Annotated in this window: 18 protein-coding genes; 7 read left to right on the top strand and 11 right to left on the bottom strand. The window is 49.4% G+C overall.

The genetic code is table 11. From position 1 onward, the window contains the following. Window positions 1-20 precede the first annotated feature (20 nt). The 7 genes from HC248_RS04335 to HC248_RS04305 form a co-directional block, all read right to left on the bottom strand. Complete coding sequence (locus HC248_RS04335; protein WP_168921432.1) at window positions 21-1,211, bottom strand: ABC transporter substrate-binding protein; 1,191 nt, start codon at window positions 1,209-1,211, stop codon at window positions 21-23. A gap of 100 nt (window positions 1,212-1,311) precedes the next feature. Continuing rightward, the gene (locus HC248_RS04330) at window positions 1,312-2,355 is read right to left on the bottom strand and encodes a phosphotransferase (protein ID WP_168921431.1); all 1,044 of its coding nucleotides are present in this window, start codon (window positions 2,353-2,355) and stop codon (window positions 1,312-1,314) included. Window positions 2,356-2,677: 322 nt separating this feature from the next. Further along, the gene (locus HC248_RS04325) at window positions 2,678-3,559 is read right to left on the bottom strand and encodes an AraC family transcriptional regulator (protein ID WP_168921430.1); all 882 of its coding nucleotides are present in this window, start codon (window positions 3,557-3,559) and stop codon (window positions 2,678-2,680) included. A 146-nt stretch (window positions 3,560-3,705) separates the two neighbouring features. Next, window positions 3,706-4,656: a hypothetical protein gene (locus HC248_RS04320; RefSeq protein WP_168921429.1), complete on the bottom strand. Its 951-nt coding sequence runs from the start codon at window positions 4,654-4,656 to the stop codon at window positions 3,706-3,708. Then, window positions 4,653-5,474, bottom strand: a complete 822-nt coding sequence (locus HC248_RS04315; RefSeq protein WP_168921428.1) for a phosphonate ABC transporter ATP-binding protein — start codon at window positions 5,472-5,474, stop codon at window positions 4,653-4,655. The genes HC248_RS04320 and HC248_RS04315 overlap by 4 nt, the downstream gene beginning before the upstream one ends. Next, window positions 5,471-6,349, bottom strand: a complete 879-nt coding sequence (phnE, locus tag HC248_RS04310; protein WP_168921427.1) for a phosphonate ABC transporter, permease protein PhnE — start codon at window positions 6,347-6,349, stop codon at window positions 5,471-5,473. Before phnE ends, HC248_RS04315 begins: the two co-directional genes overlap by 4 nt. An 8-nt stretch (window positions 6,350-6,357) precedes the next feature. Further along, window positions 6,358-7,224 (bottom strand): phosphate/phosphite/phosphonate ABC transporter substrate-binding protein, encoded by an 867-nt coding sequence (locus HC248_RS04305; RefSeq protein ID WP_168921426.1) that lies wholly within the window; start codon window positions 7,222-7,224, stop codon window positions 6,358-6,360. Window positions 7,225-7,717: 493 nt separating this feature from the next. On the opposite strand from HC248_RS04305, the gene HC248_RS04300 reads away from it, so the two are divergent. The 4 genes from HC248_RS04300 to HC248_RS04285 are packed head-to-tail and all read left to right on the top strand — an operon-like array spanning window position 7,718 to window position 10,228. Beyond that, window positions 7,718-8,026: a BufA1 family periplasmic bufferin-type metallophore gene (locus tag HC248_RS04300; protein WP_168921425.1), complete on the top strand. Its 309-nt coding sequence runs from the start codon at window positions 7,718-7,720 to the stop codon at window positions 8,024-8,026. A 56-nt stretch (window positions 8,027-8,082) separates the two neighbouring features. Beyond that, a complete protein-coding gene (gene bufB / locus HC248_RS04295; protein WP_168921424.1) occupies window positions 8,083-8,955 on the top strand; it encodes an MNIO family bufferin maturase in 873 nt (290 codons plus the stop codon). Next, window positions 8,952-9,725: an HvfC/BufC N-terminal domain-containing protein gene (locus HC248_RS04290; protein ID WP_168921423.1), complete on the top strand. Its 774-nt coding sequence runs from the start codon at window positions 8,952-8,954 to the stop codon at window positions 9,723-9,725. Before bufB ends, HC248_RS04290 begins: the two co-directional genes overlap by 4 nt. Continuing rightward, window positions 9,722-10,228, top strand: coding sequence for a DoxX family protein (locus HC248_RS04285; protein WP_168921422.1), 507 nt, complete (start codon window positions 9,722-9,724; stop codon window positions 10,226-10,228). Before HC248_RS04290 ends, HC248_RS04285 begins: the two co-directional genes overlap by 4 nt. A gap of 29 nt (window positions 10,229-10,257) precedes the next feature. Here the strand turns inward: HC248_RS04285 and HC248_RS04280 are convergent, their stop codons facing one another. From HC248_RS04280 to HC248_RS04270, 3 genes are read right to left on the bottom strand one after another with little or no spacing between them, the layout of a single operon-like run. Continuing rightward, window positions 10,258-10,863, bottom strand: a complete 606-nt coding sequence (locus tag HC248_RS04280) for a CDP-alcohol phosphatidyltransferase family protein (RefSeq protein WP_168921421.1) — start codon at window positions 10,861-10,863, stop codon at window positions 10,258-10,260. A gap of 34 nt (window positions 10,864-10,897) precedes the next feature. Beyond that, window positions 10,898-11,140 carry a zf-HC2 domain-containing protein gene (locus HC248_RS17450; protein ID WP_202882416.1) on the bottom strand — a complete coding sequence of 81 codons (243 nt, stop codon included), beginning with the start codon at window positions 11,138-11,140 and terminating at the stop codon, window positions 10,898-10,900. Then, window positions 11,134-11,763 carry an RNA polymerase factor sigma-70 gene (locus HC248_RS04270; protein WP_168921420.1) on the bottom strand — a complete coding sequence of 210 codons (630 nt, stop codon included), beginning with the start codon at window positions 11,761-11,763 and terminating at the stop codon, window positions 11,134-11,136. The genes HC248_RS17450 and HC248_RS04270 overlap by 7 nt, the downstream gene beginning before the upstream one ends. Window positions 11,764-12,183: 420 nt before the next feature. On the opposite strand from HC248_RS04270, the gene HC248_RS04265 reads away from it, so the two are divergent. Beyond that, window positions 12,184-12,765 carry a porin family protein gene (locus HC248_RS04265; RefSeq protein ID WP_168921419.1) on the top strand — a complete coding sequence of 194 codons (582 nt, stop codon included), beginning with the start codon at window positions 12,184-12,186 and terminating at the stop codon, window positions 12,763-12,765. A gap of 220 nt (window positions 12,766-12,985) precedes the next feature. Here HC248_RS04265 and HC248_RS04260 read toward each other — a convergent pair whose 3' ends face one another. Beyond that, entirely contained in the window at window positions 12,986-13,564 is a 579-nt protein-coding gene (locus HC248_RS04260; protein WP_168923665.1) for a cytochrome b, read from the bottom strand. A 301-nt stretch (window positions 13,565-13,865) separates the two neighbouring features. Between HC248_RS04260 and HC248_RS04255 the strand changes: the two genes are divergently transcribed. Both HC248_RS04255 and nadB read left to right on the top strand, forming a co-directional pair. Next, the gene (locus HC248_RS04255) at window positions 13,866-15,374 is read left to right on the top strand and encodes a glycosyltransferase family 2 protein (RefSeq protein WP_202882415.1); all 1,509 of its coding nucleotides are present in this window, start codon (window positions 13,866-13,868) and stop codon (window positions 15,372-15,374) included. A 163-nt stretch (window positions 15,375-15,537) separates the two neighbouring features. Continuing rightward, complete coding sequence (gene nadB / locus HC248_RS04250; protein ID WP_168921418.1) at window positions 15,538-17,163, top strand: L-aspartate oxidase; 1,626 nt, start codon at window positions 15,538-15,540, stop codon at window positions 17,161-17,163. Window positions 17,164-17,243 lie beyond the last annotated feature (80 nt).

Below are 17,243 nucleotides of genomic sequence, written 5' to 3'. Positions count from 1 at the left end.
ACGTATGCGCCGTGAAAAGTTTAGTTGCTGCCGTAGCGCTTTAACCATTCGGCCTCTAAAGCATCAACCCAACTGGCGTGCGGCTCGGCGAGAAGGGGCACGCTAACGAGTAATGCACCGGGTACTTTTTTAGCAAAACTGGCCTGTAAGGCTGCTGGTAATTTAGCGACATCCAGCACGCTGCCGTCGCCCCACACACTGATATCGGCTTTACGCGCCTGTGCCTCTGGCGAGAGTAAAAAGTTAGCCACTACCTGCGCGCCAGCCTTGGCCTTGGCGTTAATAGGAATCGCCACAAAGTGCACATTGCCCAGCGTGCCAGCGGTAAAGCCAAAGCTGTAAGCACTGGCTGGCAACTGAAAACTGGCAATCAGATTGGCCGCTTCGTTGGGATTAAAAGTCAGTGATAAGCGCAGCACACCATCGGCCAGCATACGGTGCATGGCCGCAGCGCTGGCCGGAAAAGCCTTGCCCTCACGCCATTGCAAGGGATGCAATTGATCGAGAAAGTCCCATAGCGGTGCTGTCGCGGTCTTAAAAACCGCAGCATTCACCGGTTGCTGCAGCAGCACGGGATTCGGTGTGAGTTCGATCAACAGCTGCTTTAAAAAAGTCGTGCCATGAAAGTCTGGCGGCTTGGGGTAGCTGGTGCGGCCCGGGTTGGCTTTTGCAAATTGCAACCATTCTTTGGCCGAGTGCGGCGGCATCACCGTGGTTTTTTTATCCGCGATAAAAGTCAGTTGCGCCGTACCCCAAGGCGATTCAAGTCCGTCTGTTGGCACAGAAAAATCACTGCGCACCGGCTTATTTAAATCCACCGCACCCCAGTTGGGCAGCGTTTCAGCCCAAGGGCCGTAGAGTAAGTTGGCATTTTTAAGATGGCCAAAATTCTCGCCATTAAGCCAGATTAAATCGACCGAACCATTCTTGACTCTACCGGCCGCCATTTCAGTTTGCACACGTTTGACGACATCCGCGGTGTCTGTGACTTTGACGTGGCGTAGCGCTACGCCGTAGCGGGATTTGACCTCTTTAGCCGCCCAGTCAATATATGCGTTGGTGACTTCGCTACCGCCCCACGCATTGAAGTAAACGGTTTGACCACGCGCTTGCGCCTGAATTTTTTGCCAATCAACCGAGAGTGGCGTTTGGGTTTGAGCCTGCGCATGGATTGCAAAGCTCAGAAAAGACAAGATCAGAATTTTTTTCATTCGCAATATTTCAAAGAGTAAAAATTGGTCGCGCAACAGAACTATTTTCTTACACTGATGGTACAAAAAATTTAAGACTCATCACGCAGTAGAGAAATTCTTAAGCCAAGATTTGGCGCAATTGTTCAAACTCGTGCTGCACCCGCTGCACGCTCCTAGGTGCAAGAAAGTCTTGCACTCTGGCCCGCACATGGGCAATCAGCGCAGCATCGCTGTGCAGCGTCGACCAGTCTTGACCACCCGGCTTTGTCTTGGCGTTTTGGTCTGATTCGCTCAGCCACTGGGCGCACCAAGTCATAGACCAAAGCCACATCGCTTCACGCAGCGGCACTAGGGTTTTCTTATACGGCGCAGCCGCCTCACCCATAGCGCTTAACCAGACTTGATAAGCCTGTGCGACTTGGTGTGTCGTCAATTCAAAAGCGCTATGCACGTCCCAAGTTGTTGAGGTGTAGAGCGTTGCATGCGCCAAGTCCAAAGGTGGAAAGCTGTAGCGCATTTTTTCCAGGTCGACCAGTATGGCTTGGCCGTTATCACGGATAAGAAAGTTACCCGGATGGGCATCAAAAGCAATTAAGCGTTTGGGCAAACCTGCGCAACAAATAGGCAGTTCAATGCGTGTGGCTTGCAGGCGCGCGTTAACGCGTTGGCGAGTGTCGGCATCGATGCCAGCGTGATTGAGATGGACTGCTTGCACATTGATTAAATCAATCAGATCTTGAGCCGGCTCTGGCGCATCTAGCAAGGGCGCACGCGCATTGGCTGGCGGCAAGGGCAATTTGTGTAGCGCCGCTAGGCTGAGCATCACCGCTTGAACCGTGTCTTGGGCTGTTGCAGCAGATCCGGTAATTTCTTCCACCAACAAAGCACCCCACGGCAAGTCATGGTCTGGCGCTATGGTTTGGTGTAGCTGGGGCGTGTGCTCACTGGCTGCAGCGTGCGTAAAACAGGCGGCTTCGTAAGCCAAATTGTGAACCGGATCTAAACCCATCTGGCTTTGTTTTGGCACACGCGCAATCAAGCCATGACCGATCCAGCGCGCATGCCAATGGGCCAAGCCCTTATCTAGCATTAGGGTGAGCGTCTGAGCTTGTCCGGTTTGCGCCGTCAAACGCGCTTGCAAGGCCAGTAATTGGCGAGTCATGAAAGGACCAAAACGAGGTGACGTAAGGCAAGGCTTGGCTTTAGATAGGGCATGAAAGTCATTAAAAAAATACAGTTAATTGGCTAGCTGGTTGCGTCGCAGATGGGAGATTTTGATTAGTGCACTCATTGCGCTTAATTAATAAGCACTTGGGCGATTTCTAAAAAATCGTGCAGCTGTGCAGATGTAAAAACTAACATCAGCCAAGCCTTGAATATCGCATAGCACGGAAGTTCATCGGCCTAGACAGACTTTGAATCTCATCGAATTTGTATCGGCTAGTAAGTACGCCTACCAGCTTTACAGACACAAAATTGACTGACTAAACCGACTCTAAGCTGTGATTCATCGCCTGTTGCGCAGGCTCAGGCAAGTCAGACGAATGGCGTTGTTGATTCATCCATTCAGTAGGCGTGCAGCCCAACTTGCGAGAAAAGGCGCGGGCTAAAGCGCTGGCGCTGGCGTAACCCACATTACCGGCCACGGTTTTGAGTGGTTGGCCGCGCTTGAGTAATCTTTGTGCCGTCATGATGCGCCACGAGGCTAGATAGTCAGCCGGCGTTTCACCCGTGACTAACCGAAAATTGACGGCAAAACGGGCGCGTGATATACCGGCTAAATCGGCCATATTTTTCAAGCTCCACTCAAACGCAGGTTGGTCTTGCATAGCGATCAAGGCTTTGGCTAAACGCGGGTCTGCCAAACCAGCCAAGGTTCCGCCTTGGGTCAAGCCTTTCTCAATGCAGTGGCGTAGCAAGCGAATCATCAATACTTCGCACAAGCGGTCCAATATGGCTTGACGGCCAGACTGATCAGAGAATGCTTCGTCAAACATCAACGCTAAAAGTGAGTCGACACCTGACAACTCAGAGAGCTTGACCAGCACTACTGGCGGCAAAGAGTCTGTAATCGGATTGCCACCACCACCCCCGAACTGAACCGTTGCGCAAACAACATTCGCACCAGCCAAGTCATCGGTCACCAGCCTGTGTCTGTCTGGTCGGGGCAAAAACAGCAAGGTCGGCTCAGTGATTTCAAGTGCCAAAATCTGCACGCCTATGACTTGCACCGCGCCACTATTAATCAGGTGAATATGGCCGCGTAATTTGTCTTGTGCGAAGTCATGGATGCCGCAGATATTGCCGCTATAAAAAACACCTGCACTCATTGAAAAGTAAGTCAGTAAGCTTGCAAGCTTGTCCATTTTTTTACCCAAGATAAAGACGAATAGAAATGACGATAAATCACGCAGCCATCACGCAGCCATCACGCAGTTGATACGTATTTTTATTGCGGTAATAGAAAATATTTTTAAGCCACTAAAAATCAGTGACTCAAACCACTGGAATATTAATCTGGCTTAAAAGCTTGGCTGACTTGGTAGCTGGGTCCGTCTTGAATTCTCGCCCAATAAGAAACATGCGCGTCAGAGCCTTGGGGCCAGTTGCGTAAAAACGCCTCCGACCAACTACTGGTGTCGTAGTCAATAGAAATAGTGTCTATGTAGACCTCTGCCTGCTTGACGCCATAAACCCGAGCATGTGGGCAAGGATGAATGCTGATACGGGTGAGTAGACCAGCGTGTTGCCCTTGAAAATTTGGCATACCCGCAGCGCCATTGTTAGCCACAATACCCATGCCATGCGCCAAATCAAAGCGGCGGGTAGAGGGCAAGCAAGTGTGCGTACTGGCAAAAATATCTACCTTGGCCGCAGCAAATGCTTGAACAATCGACGCACGATTAGCCGACTTATCAAGCTCAGCCGCATCAAATGACCAACCGGACAAAGAGTTTGCATCGCCATGCACCACAGCGATTTGCGCATCGCCCACAGAATATCTAGCGAACATTGGCAAGCTAGATAAACGACGCAAAATTTCAGGAAACATTTGAGCGGTTAACTTCAAGCGCGTATGAATGCGGTTGGATCGTTCGACCAGGCTGTCATCAACATTGTCTGGATAAGCGCAGCCGCAACCAGCGTCCGTCATGGCAGTGCTCAATTCAAACTCAACATTGCCAGCAATCGCGTGATGCGCCAACACGCGTTGGTTGATAGACGCAAACCCCGGCTCGTCCACGTTAAACCAGTTGAAGTCACCGTTAAAACAAATCGTCGGTTTTGATTTTTCCTGCGCTGCCAGAATATCGACTGCGTCTAGCGCCTGGGCGTTCCCGTACAAACCGCCGACTACATACAGTGTTTGCGCCGATACGATGGGCGCTGTCGCCAGCGCAGCAGCGCCATAGCGGTAGGCCAGCGGGCAAGATCTGCCGGGATTTTCATTAGACGCATTCATACCGCAACCCTGGTTGTAATTTTTGAGTTTTCTATGTTGTGCTCAGCAGCTAAAAGCGTAGAAGTTAGCGTGTTGTCGGAACTGTAAAGCGCCTCAAGGCAAGCCGTATCTACCGCAGAGACCGGTAAATCAAAAGCGACAAAACCATTTTTCAAACCAATCACTCTGTCAGCTAGCAATGGCAGCAAAGCTGGGTTGTGGATTATGCAAACTAAAGTGGATTGGGCAGCCGCTTTCGTCATGAGCTGACACACCTCACGCGCAGCAGTCGGGTCTAAGGCGGCGGTCGGTTCGTCCGCCAAAATCAAACGCGGGCGCTGTAATAACAAACGCGCGATAGCGACTTTTTGGCGTTCACCGCCAGACAGGCTATCGGTACGCATATCGCGATAGGCCAGCAGTCCGACTGAATTCAAGGCATCACAGGCTGCTGTCACTTCAGACTCGGGATAAATACGCGCCCAACTGCGCCAGCCGTGAAAGCGTCCAAGGCAGCCAATCAACACGTTTTCAATCACGCTCAAACGCTGCACCAAATGCAGGCCTTGCATGACTTGACCGACTTCAGAGCGAAGCCCTCGCATTTGTTTGGCATTGAGCGGCGTATGCAACGCGCGTTGCAAAATTTGAACGCTCCCTTGGTCGGGTGCAATAAAGCCGCTGAGCAGGCGAAACAGAGTCGACTTACCAGCGCCGTTATGCCCCACGATAGCGACCCGCTCACCCGCTTCAATTGTGAGCGAATCAATACTGAGCTCAAAGTCAGCGCCCGATTTGCATTTGACTGAATCGAGAAAAACAACTGCACTCGCGCTCACGCAAGAGCCTTGCGAATTCTTCGGCTCAAAGCATCAAAGCTAGACACCAAAATCACAATCACAATCAAAACCGTCGACAAGCGTCCCCATTGAAACAGCGAAGTCGCTTCTGAGATTAATAGGCCCAATCCACCCGCGCCAATCACGCCCAGAATTGTTGAATCGCGAATATTAAATTCCCAAACATACAAATGGTTAGAGACAAATTGCGGCAAAACTGATGGCCAGATAACGTTGAAAAAAATCTGCATAGGTCCAGCACCGACGGCACGAACAGCGTCTATGGCGGCAATGTCGAGTGTCTCAATCGACTCAGAAAATAACTTTCCATAAGTACCCATTGAGTGCAGCGCTATCGCTAATATGCCAGCCGTTGGCCCCAGCCCAACAATACCCACTAAGACCAAACCAAAGACTAAAGTGTGAATAGATCTAGCCACATCCAAAACCGCTTTGGCGATGTAACGCAGCGACCGCGGCGCAGCCAGATTACGCGCCGTCAACACACCGAGTGGCAAGGCCAGAACAGCGGCTAACAACGAGCCCAAAGTTGCAATACTAAAGGTAGTCCATGTGGCGCGGGCTAGGCCTAGCAGGTAGTTAGTCTCGACAACACGTCGGTTTTCTACACGCAGTACAGTGCCGTCACTGCTGACATATTCCAGACGCGGGTTGCCAAACCAAACATCTAAAAAACTGGGGTAAGAAAATTCAGTCGCAGTCTGCATCAAGTTTTGTAGCGGACGCCGGCCCAACGATAAATCACCATCGCTAATTAATTGCGACAAGCAAACAACCACAAGGCAGGCGTAAACCAAACTCAGACTCAAAAAACCAAAACGGCCAAAAAAATGCGCCACTAGCCTTTGCAACATAAGAGGGTTTACTTAACCTGAAGTTTTCCAGTGGCGAGTCCAGCATCCCGAATCGGTTTATAAAACCCATCGTCACGACTCACAAACCCGGTGTAATGCGCAGGCAGCAAGTTTGGTTGCGACTTAAGATCAGCACCGACTTCAAGCAAAGCCGCTTGAATTTTTTCGATCAGCGCTTTGTTTTTGTACAAACTTGCGCTAACCGCAAAAGCATCATTGGGCAGCGCTGGTGACTGCCAGAAAATTTTTGATTGTTCAGCCTTAATCAGCCCGAGCTCAATCATGGCGTTGCGGTTGCGGTTGTAGTCAGCGCCAGCATCTAGAGCGCCCTGTGTGACCTGCACTTCAATGGCTTGGTGTTTGGTGTAGAGCACTTTGCTGAAGTAAGTCTCGGGATCAATGCCTTGCTGCATAAAGTAGTGCAGAGGAATCAGATAACCCGAGGTAGAGCCTTTATCGCCGAATGCAAAAGTCTTGCCTTTCAAGTCCTTTGGACTATTGATGCCTGAATTTGGATGGGTGACCATAATGGCAAAGTATTCGGGTTTGCCGTCATAGAGAATGGTCGACACAACTTGGGCATTGGCTTGATTGTTAGCCAGCACATAACCCCACGGCCCTAGCAATGCAATATCCGTCTCACCCGTGGATAAGGATTTGGCCAAACCTTCCCAACTGTCGACGGTTCGCAGTTCAACCGCCCGACCTAACTTCTTGGCCAAATAATCCGCCAAAGGACGATAAGTAGCGTCGTTTTTTTCCTTGTCGGGCTGAAACAGGCCGACGCCAAACTTGAGCGCTGGCTCAGCGGCGAAGCTGCTAGACGCCATCACGGCGGCGAGAAAAACTGCAAATAATGGCTTAAAAAACGGCATCGGGGGTTTCCTTTAAGGTCGACTGCTGGCAATAGACCGGTTGCTTTTAGTCGTTTGAATTACGCCAATTGTTACATCACAGTCAATATTTCTTTCGGAGTCGGTTAATAGCTTTTATCTCCCCGCCGCTGCGGGGATAGATCGTGAAAAAATCAGGTGACGACAACTGTCGAGCTTTGACTCACTAGGATCTACAAAAAATCAGACAGCAACGCCAAAGTCTGCCCTTTGGTCAATCCCAAGCTAGGCTTGAACGCCCACTAAACAGCGCAAAGACCACACGTGTAAGCTTTTTCCGAACAACATTAGGATAGATAAAAAATGTATACAAATTAATAATAAAGTACTACATAAATTGTAAGGAAATGAAATGAAAAAGAATCATCTTAAATCGGTGTAATAAATCAAACTCTGGTGCGACTACAGTCATGGCAAGGCTAAATTTTTAGCCTTGCTGATCTCATTAACTTTTTATAAATGGATGGATTTCAAAATGAATAAAATTTCTAACTCAGCATGCGCGCGCGCTGCGGTCTTGAGCATGGCGTTTGGTGCAGCGATGACAATGGCCGCAGCCCCAGCGCTTGCTGCTGGCAATGGTGAGAAATGTTTTGGCGTCGCACTGAAAGCAAAAAATGACTGCGCTGCAGGCCCGGGCACCACATGTGCAGGCACTTCAAAAGTCGACTTTCAAGCCAATGCATGGAAAATGGTTCCTACCGGTACTTGCCTGAAAACACCATCGTCAACTTCAGCCACTGGCATGGGTCAACTGGAAGCTTTCACCGCTAAGAAGGCTTAAGCAATTAAGCCACTACCGCCTCTAACGCAGCACCTGAAATTTTTAGGAATACTCGAATGAATCTTAACAAGTCGAGTGCTGCACCCTTGACTACTTTGCCTAAGCGCGCGGGTACAAGTTTGAAGTCAGGGCATTTTCAGGATGTACTTGATAGTCGACTAGAGGTTGGCTTTTTTGAAGTACATGCTGAAAATTTTATGGTCGCAGGTGGTCCTTTTCACCATTACCTGACCCGAATCCGCGAGAACTATCCCCTCTCCATCCATGGCGTTGCGCTATCGATTGGCGCTGAGACGCCCTTAGATAAGGGACATTTAAATGCGCTCAAGCTCTTGCTAGAGCGATATCAGCCCGATTCTTTTTCTGAACATTTGGCTTGGTCAAGCCACGGTGATACTTATTTAAACGACTTACTGCCGCTTCCCCTTACACAAGCCACGCTAGAGCGGGTTTGCGAACATATAGACCAAGTGCAATCACATTTAAAACGGCGCATGTTGCTGGAGAATCCAGCCACTTATGTGGAGTTTTCAACGTCGACCATGGACGAGGCTAGCTTCATCACAGAAGTAGTGCGGCGCACGGGTTGCGGTTTGCTGTTAGATGTGAATAACGTTTACGTCTCAAGTATCAACCATCACCGCGACCCCGTCGCTAGCTTGCGCGCCCTGCCGTTGGCACAAGTGGGCGAGATTCACCTAGCGGGCTTTGCCGAACAAATCGATGCGGCGGGCGATCGCTTATTGATTGACAGCCACGGCAGCCCAGTGAGCCGAGCTGTGTGGGATTTATATGCGCACGCACTTGAGTTAACAGGGCCGGTTGCCACATTGATAGAGCGCGATAACGATGTCCCGCCACTGTCCATGCTGGTGGCAGAAGTCGCGCTTGCGGATCAGCAGCTAGCTTTGCTTTATCCCGCACCATGAGCGATCAAGCCTACTTTTCTCGCGCCTTGCTCGATGCTCAATTAGCCGTACCCAACGATTTATATTGCTGGAATGGATCTGATCCCGCCGTCAGATTTGCGGTCTATCGCAACAACGTGGTGGTCTCATTAGTTGATGCACTGGCCGACACATTTCCAGTTACCAAGGCGCTGGTAGGTGAGGAATTTTTTCGGGCTATGGCACGCGTCTTCATACAAACCAATCCAGTCAAAACCCGAGTACTCACGTGGCTGGGTTTAAGTTTCGCAGATTTTATTCAGACCTTCCCACCGGCGCGCTCACTGGCGTATCTGCCTGACGTGGCAAGGCTAGAAATGCATAGGCTTAGTGCCTATCACGCCGCTGATGCAGAACCAGTGACGCAGCAAATGTTAGGCCAAGCACTGGCCAATCCAGAGGCACTGGCAGAACTGAAAATCGTGCTTCACCCCTCGGTGCAATTACTGCAGTCTTCGCATGCCGTGTGGTCGCTATGGGCCGCACATCAAGACATACTGGCGATGGAAACAGTAGACCCCACAGTGGCGCAAACAGTGCTGATCTACAGGCAAGAGCTGCAGGTTGACCTGCAACATTTAAGCCGCGCTGACGGCATATTTATTGCGCAACTGATGACGGGCGAAGGTCTAGCACTAGCGGCAGATAACGCTACAGAACACGATCAAGACTTTGATTTGGGCACCCTATTAGCGAGCTTGATTAGGCTAAAACTCATCACTAATATTTCTAACAAAGACATAAAACCATGAAGCCTAACGCCACCACAAGCCGCAATCTTCTCGTTAATTTGACGCAAACATTTGTGCATCTTTGCAGCCGTATACCGCACACCTTGATCGCTTTTATTGCACGCTTTTCGATTGCTGCTGTGTTTTGGCAATCAGGCCAAACCAAGGTCGAAGGCTTTGTGCTCAATATCGTTAGTGGCAATATAAGTTTGGGTTGGCCACGACTGTCTGATTCGGCGAAATTTTTGTTTGAAAGTGAATATCAACTGCCGTTCATCTCACCCGAAATAGCCGCTCCAATAGCGGCTTTTGCGGAGCATTTGTTTCCCGCACTCATCTTGTTGGGATTGGCCACGCGCTTGTCGGCATTAGCCTTGCTAGGTATGACCATGACGATACAGCTACTGGTGTATCCCGGCGCCTACCCTACCCACGGCACCTGGGCTGCTGTGCTACTGTTCTTAATGGTTTATGGCCCGGGAAAATTGTCTATTGACCATTGGATTGCCCGACATAAAATTTGAAACGGCTAATCGTTCAAAAAAAATAAGATTTATGAAAACGCCTTATAGCCCCACCAAATGCGTGTGACAGTGGTGATGGCGCACAAGGCGGAAAAGCCGTAAGCCAGTTCGATAAAAAATTCTGGATAAACACACATGGCGATAAAACAGATTAAAGTTTCCGTCGCCTCAGTTAGACCGCCCAAAAAGAAAAAAGACTTATCAGGGTAGTCAAGACTAGTCATGCCGCGCTTTGTAGCAATAACGGAAAAGGCTAAAAAACTAGAACCCGTACCTATAAATGCCGCCAAAATTACAGCAGCAGGCAACGCATTGCGCTCTGGATCGCTCAACGCAAAAGCCAAGGGAATACTGGCGTAGAACAAAAAGTCAAAAGCAATATCGAGAAACCCGCCCACATCAGTAGGTTTGCTCAAGCGGGCGACAGCGCCGTCTAATGCGTCCAAACTTCGAGACAAAAGTATCACTACAGCGCCAGTTAAATAAGCACTGTTTGCAATCAAAAAAGCAGCTGCCATACCAATCAAAAAACCCATCAGGCTAATTTGATTCGCCGTAATACCTGCGCGTTTAACCAGTTTCGCCAGATACAAAACAGCGGGTTTTATCAAGGCAGTCGCCTGGCGATCCAACATATTCAGACCCGACTTTGAAGTTTGAACATTGGGTTTACTTATCTAGATTGTCTTGCCTAGATGGCTTGACGGTCTTAAAAATATTGTCATCGGCGTCAACACCTTCCCATTGAGAGAAAGAACGCATGGCCTGACTTAAAAATGGCATTTGTAATTTGAAGTTATTGCAAGCCGAACACATCATGAGATGGACTTTTAGCGGCATTTTCTCCCGCAGCATTAACTCTCTTTCTTGCGATTCAGAAATTAATCGCGTCGCATTTTTACAATTTAACATGCAGCACTTTCGGACTTAAACCAGCGGTCTTCCAAGCATTCGCGCAAGCGCAAACGGGCACGGTATAGCAACACGTTGAGGTTACTCACTGTAATGTTGGCTTCAGTACAAATTTCATTCGAATTTAGTTCGATGAATTCTTTCATCATAAAAACACGACCTTGCATGCCCGGCAGATTTTCTAGGCAAAGTTCAAACACCTTCCAAAACTGCCCCTGATGCAGTAATTCTTGCGGATTCCCCCAAGTCGAAGGTCGCTCGTCGATTTGCCAAAATCCCTTGGCATTAAAAAGCTCGGATAAATCTTCGTTGTCATCGTCCTCACGTATTAGGCTGCCGGTGTAGACCAAGCGCTGCTTTTGCCGCAATACATCGGCAACTTTATTTTTTAAAATAGCAAAGACCCAAGTTTTAAGCGACGCGCGACCGGTGAAAGATTTGGCGTTTTTAAGCGCACCCACTAAAGCTTCTTGCACCGCATCTTCAGCCAAGTCGCTGTCGGATAGTTGTTGTGTTGCAAATTTATGCATTTGCTGGCGCAGCAGTTCAAGAAATTGGGCATCTATCAGCAAGGATGTCTCACCCGCAACGCTATTTTTCTCATTATTTAACTCTTGCTTCATTCTTTGTCGTCCTGGTTTTTCGTCAGCTTTTGGGCGGCATCTTGATAAACATCTTAACTTGCTAAGGTTTGAAGCAGATGAAATTCCCGGTTATCTAGAAGCAAGATATTCTTTTTTTTAGACCAAAAAAATAAAGCCGTTTTGCATTTTTAAACGCCGTTTAAATATCAGCCGTGATGTGTACGACCTTGATGAGAGTGCGACGAAAAAAAATTTAGGTGTATCGCGAGAAAACTGATGAATATTTCACTCATTTATGACCGCATGTTGCAATCTAAATTGCAGCTTCAACAAGTTAAAAAAACCAATCATCAAGACTGTTTATTCACGGTTATTCATGCCGAAATTTTCTAAATGAATACTTTGTTGTTGTCCAAACAAGACAATCTAAGTGTTTTGTTATTGATCAATTAGTAAGAATTGATTCAGAATTCAAACCCTTATCAACTTCAATTTGAATTTATTCATGAAAAAATCATTCTCGTCTCAGCAACCCTATTGGCATGTGCAGCAGCACAAGCTCAAACTTATGTTGAACTCGCGTACACCGCAACCACGGTTGAAATAGACCGGAGGGGCTTTAACATTGAGACAAAGCCTTCTGCACTGCGCGGTATTGTGGGTTACGAATTCAATCCCAATCTAGCCGTCGAAGGCATGGTCGCTTTTGGCGTTGGTACCTCCTCAATCACCGCTAACGGTCAAAGCGTTGCGAATGCAAATTTTAAAATAAACAATGCGCTCGGCTTATATCTAAAACCTAAGATTAAGCTCAATAACGAAATAGAAATTTTTGGTCGCGTAGGTTTTGCAAGTACGAAATCTACCGTCTCTGATACCGCCGACACTAGCACCGGCAGCTGGAGTAGTTTTTCATATGGTGCAGGTGTTAGCTACGCAATCACGCCTAAGATTTCATTGAATGCAGACTACATGCAATATCTGAACAAAGATAAGGAAACGGTCAACGGCTTTAATTTTGGCGTTGGCTATAAATTCTGATTTTTAAATTAAATTAAAAATTCTAAAAAAATAAATGGCCACCTTAGAGTGGCTTTTAATTTACCTAAAAATAAACATTCAACGCCTACCAAGCAGTCAAACTTATCTACTGGCGTTTTTATTTAAAGGTTGCGCATTGCATACGTCACTATGACTGGCTTTAAAAGTCACGAAATATCGAGGCTAAAAAAATCTTGCCGTTGACTCACAACAGTTTTATTTAAGACCACATCCGCTGCAACTCTTTATGTTTGTCGCGCCATTGATGTTTTAGCGCGCCAGCAACATGCAAGGCAAACAAGGCATATAGCGTAAAGCCAGCCCATTCGTGCAGTGCACCAAATGCGTCGTGCAGCATTTCTTTGGTGGCGGGCTCTAAGTTCATGATCAGACTAATGCGCGGCCACGGCACCAAACCAAACAATTGCATAGGGTGAGTGGCCGCGTCCTTCCAGGCTGAGTCATGTAGCCAGCCAGACAAGGGCATTAAAAAAATCAAGGCGTAAAGCAGTCCGTGGGCGACTTTAGAGGCACGGCGTTCCCAGCGAGCGTAGCTGCCCGGCAACTCAGGAGGTTGATGTGCAAAGCGCCACAACAATCGTAAAACAGCCAGCCCCAACACGGTGATACCCAGTGACTTATGCGTGTCAATAGCCAAGCGCTGACGCTCGTCGGGCAGCAAGTCCACGATCCAAATCAAAAGAATATTTGCACTGATTAGCAATGCGACTAACCAATGAAAAACCATGGCGGTGCGGGTGTACCGAGTGTTGGTGGAGACAGTAGAGATAGACGCCATAAGGGTGATTAAAAGTGTGTAGTGAAGATTGCTCGTCATACACTTACATTTACAAACACAACAAGTACAACAATTGCTGAAGATAACAGCTTGGTGTCTTAAGTGTTTGATAACGATCGAATACGAGACCCACTTTTATCGAACAGCAGATCAGCCTCACAAAGATGCGGTAGTCGTGCTAAGCGTTTGCAGTTGACAAACAACTACCAACGACAAAAACCATTAGCACTGCAATTTAGCTAAGCGCTTATTGCATTTCGAATCTTTCCATTTCACTTTCATTTTTGGCTAGGGCTGTGTTTTGCTGTCATCACTTTCGTTGTCTCTTAAGGCTGCGTCGCCGCGCTACAGCCCTCCGCCAACGCCGCTGCGTGCGGTAATTATTCACCTAAGCATTGTCTTGTTATGGGTGTTTTTGTTTGCCATGGCTTTTCGCTACAGCGGTGCGCTCGCTTGGTCTACCGGCATTGCGTATGTGACTTACGACACTCTGCTACTGGTGTTTGTGTTTTGGAAAACCTTTGACTTGGCTGGCGGCAGCCTGCCCTTTGCCTTTACCGACAACGATCAAAGTCTCGCCCCAACAAATCTAACTAAGCCAGCCAACCGAGCTAGTTTGGGCGTCATTGTGGCTGCCCACAACGAAGCGCTTGTGCTGCCCATAACGCTTGCTGCGCTGTTGGCGCAAATCGACCCGCCCGACCAAATCGTAGTGGCTGATGATGGCTCTAGCGACGCGACTGCCAGCGTCATGCTCGAACTCTACGGCTTGACGCCGCCGGATATGGGATTGATGAGCGCAGCTAGCCCAACCCATCCAACGATTAGCTGGCTGCGTCTGCCGCATGGCGGCAAAGCCGTTGCGCTGAACGCATCTATTGTGCAGATGCACACAGACATAGTCCTCACGGTAGACGGCGACACCTTGCTGGAAGCCCAAGCCATTGGCTCAGTGCGCGACGCATTCTCAAACGAGCCTAATTTAGTCGCCGCTACCGGGGTGCTCACTCCCGTGTGCGATGCCTCGCTCAGTGGACGTTTGTTTCAATGGTTTCAAACCTACGAATACATACGTAACTTTTTATCCCGCTATGCCTGGATGCAGGTCAACAGCTTGTTGCTTATATCCGGCGCGTTTGCCGGCTTTAGGCGTAGCGCTGTGATAGAAGTTGGCGGCTTTGACCCGGACTGTTTGGTCGAAGATTACGAGTTGATTCACCGTTTGCGACGCTTTGGCATGCTTGCTGGGCGCGGCTGGACCACTCGCGTGTTGGGCACAGCCCGCGCCCGTACTGAGGCACCCAGCACTATAGGTGCGTTTTTACGTCAACGCAGGCGTTGGTTTGGCGGCTTTTTGCAAACTCAATTTTGGTATCGCGATATGGTGGGCGACCGCCGCCACGGCTGGCTGGGCTTGGCCATGCTACCGGTCAAAGCGGTGGATACGTTGCAACCCTTGTATGGATTAACGGCTTTCTTTTTACTCATTTACTTTTTGCTCAAAGGCTCGCTAGGTGTGTTGGCCCCGGTCGGCTGGGTGATAGGCAGCAAGATTGCGATTGATCTGGTGTTTCACTTATGGTCGGTTTATTTGTACCAGCGTTGGGCTCAAACCGAGGCCAATAAAGGCGAGCTAGCGCACACTACTCATCGCCTCAGTTTTGGCTTGGCGCTACTAGCGGCGTTGATTGAACCGTTTAGTTTTCAGCTTTTACGTCACCTAGGCGCAGCTTGGGGATGGTTTTATTTTTTAACCGGCACGCAAACTTGGGGCAAACAAAGCCGAGGCGGTTTGCTTACCCCAAAGTGATTCACGTTTGCGCTAGGATTTATAAAAACTCACGCTTGTTATCAAGTCTTTAGCGACGAATAGCTTGGTGTTGCCGTGTTGACGTTCAACAGACTTGGGCTGACCGCGCACTGTAACTGCCGCAAACGGCAACGTTAATTTTTCAACTTTTAAAGTTCATCTCATGACGGCAACTTCAAGCAGCTCAACACTTCAGTTTGACGTACTCATTGTCGGCAGTGGCTTGGCCGGTCTAAGCGCCGCCCTACTCTTGTCGCCAAAATACAAAGTCGCCATTCTCACCAAACGCGCGGTAAGCGAAGGCTCTAGTGGCTGGGCCCAAGGCGGTATTGCTGCGGTCTGGGACAAAGAAGACAGCTTTGCCGCCCATGTGGACGACACCTTGGTTGCAGGCGCAGGTTTGTGCGACTTAAAGGCCACGCAATTTGTGGTCGAACAAGCGCCTAGCAGCATTGCTTGGTTGCAAAAATTAGGTGTGCCTTTTTCACAAGAAGCCGGTCAGCTACACCTGACGCGCGAAGGCGGTCATAGCGCCAGACGCATAGTGCATGTGACCGATGCCACCGGGGCCGCTGTGCAGCAAACGCTAATAGAAAAAGTCAAGCAAAGCCCAAACGTGACGCTGTTTGAAAACCACACATTGGTGGACTTAATCACCAGCGCCAAACTGGCTCAAAACTCTGCGCCGCCTAGCATCAACCACTGCGTCGGTCTTTACGCGCTAGACAACGACACTGACGAAGTCCTGACCTTTCAAGCGCCGCACACGATTTTGGCGACAGGCGGCGCTGGCAAGGTTTACCTCTACACCTCAAACCCCGACACCGCCACCGGCGACGGCATTGCTGCGGCTTGGCGAGCCGGTTGCAGTGTGCAAAATATGGAGTTCATACAGTTTCACCCCACCTGTTTGTTTCACCCGCATGCCAAGTCTTTTTTAATCAGCGAAGCGGTTCGCGGAGAAGGTGGGCGCTTGTTGCTACCAGACGACACGCGCTTTATGCCGGCGCACGACAGCCGCGCTGAACTAGCGCCCCGCGATATCGTGGCCCGCGCGATAGATTTTGAAATGAAAAAAGGCGGCTTTGATTGCGTCTACCTAGACATATCGCACCAGCCACTGGCGTTTATAAAAGAGCATTTCCCCAATATTTACGCCAACTGTTTAGCGCTCGGCATAGACATGTCAAAGCAACCGATTCCGGTCGTGCCAGCCGCCCACTACACCTGCGGCGGCGTGCGCACGGATTTATCCAGCCGTACCGATATAGCTGGGCTTTATGCAGTCGGCGAAGCCGCTTGTACCGGCCTGCATGGTGCGAACCGATTAGCATCAAATTCACTCGTCGAATGCATGGTGTTTGCACGCGCAGCCGCAGACTTTATTGCCGCTGAACTGGTAAGCCAAGCGGGACAAGCGGCGACGAATTTGAGCCTGCCCGCATGGGACGACAGCCGCGTGACCGACGCTGATGAGTCGGTAGTGATCTCGCACAACTGGGATGAATTACGCCGCTTCATGTGGGACTACGTTGGCATAGTGCGAACCAACAAACGCTTAGAGCGCGCGGCTCACCGCGTGGCTTTGTTGCAGGCGGAGATTCACGAGTTTTATGCCAATTTTCATGTCTCGCGCGATCTGCTGGAACTACGCAACTTGGTGCAGGTTGCTGACCTCATCATCCAAAGCGCGAAGTCCCGCCGCGAAAGTCGCGGCCTGCACTACAGCCGGGATTATCCCCACACATTAGAGGCCGCTATTGCCACGACTTTATTTCCCGAAAAATAAAATCATCTGTCGCTAACACTGGGCGGATGCGTGCCTTGCTTGAGTTCAAACGCGCATGGTTTGACGCCTTCTAGCAGCTG

Origin of the sequence: Polaromonas vacuolata (genome assembly GCF_012584515.1) — a bacterium.
Taxonomy (GTDB): Bacteria; Pseudomonadota; Gammaproteobacteria; order Burkholderiales; family Burkholderiaceae_C; genus Polaromonas; species Polaromonas vacuolata.
Note: the sequence above shows the minus strand (reverse complement) of the source record. Positions and strands in the feature narration are given on the sequence as shown.

Bases quoted from the DNA above. Each gene is read 5' to 3' on its own strand.
- HC248_RS04335 (WP_168921432.1), bottom strand. From the start codon at position 1,211: ATGAAAAAAATTCTGATCTTGTCTTTTCTGAGCTTTGCAATCCATGCG.
- HC248_RS04330 (WP_168921431.1), bottom strand. From the start codon at position 2,355: ATGACTCGCCAATTACTGGCCTTGCAAGCGCGTTTGACGGCGCAAACC.
- HC248_RS04325 (WP_168921430.1), bottom strand. From the start codon at position 3,559: ATGGACAAGCTTGCAAGCTTACTGACTTACTTTTCAATGAGTGCAGGT.
- HC248_RS04320 (WP_168921429.1), bottom strand. From the start codon at position 4,656: ATGAATGCGTCTAATGAAAATCCCGGCAGATCTTGCCCGCTGGCCTAC.
- phnE (WP_168921427.1), bottom strand. From the start codon at position 6,349: ATGTTGCAAAGGCTAGTGGCGCATTTTTTTGGCCGTTTTGGTTTTTTG.
- HC248_RS04305 (WP_168921426.1), bottom strand. From the start codon at position 7,224: ATGCCGTTTTTTAAGCCATTATTTGCAGTTTTTCTCGCCGCCGTGATG.
- HC248_RS04300 (WP_168921425.1), top strand. From the start codon at position 7,718: ATGAATAAAATTTCTAACTCAGCATGCGCGCGCGCTGCGGTCTTGAGC.
- bufB (WP_168921424.1), top strand. From the start codon at position 8,083: ATGAATCTTAACAAGTCGAGTGCTGCACCCTTGACTACTTTGCCTAAG.
- HC248_RS04290 (WP_168921423.1), top strand. From the start codon at position 8,952: ATGAGCGATCAAGCCTACTTTTCTCGCGCCTTGCTCGATGCTCAATTA.
- HC248_RS04285 (WP_168921422.1), top strand. From the start codon at position 9,722: ATGAAGCCTAACGCCACCACAAGCCGCAATCTTCTCGTTAATTTGACG.
- HC248_RS04280 (WP_168921421.1), bottom strand. From the start codon at position 10,863: ATGTTGGATCGCCAGGCGACTGCCTTGATAAAACCCGCTGTTTTGTAT.
- HC248_RS17450 (WP_202882416.1), bottom strand. From the start codon at position 11,140: ATGTTAAATTGTAAAAATGCGACGCGATTAATTTCTGAATCGCAAGAA.
- HC248_RS04270 (WP_168921420.1), bottom strand. From the start codon at position 11,763: ATGAAGCAAGAGTTAAATAATGAGAAAAATAGCGTTGCGGGTGAGACA.
- HC248_RS04260 (WP_168923665.1), bottom strand. From the start codon at position 13,564: ATGGCGTCTATCTCTACTGTCTCCACCAACACTCGGTACACCCGCACC.
- nadB (WP_168921418.1), top strand. From the start codon at position 15,538: ATGACGGCAACTTCAAGCAGCTCAACACTTCAGTTTGACGTACTCATT.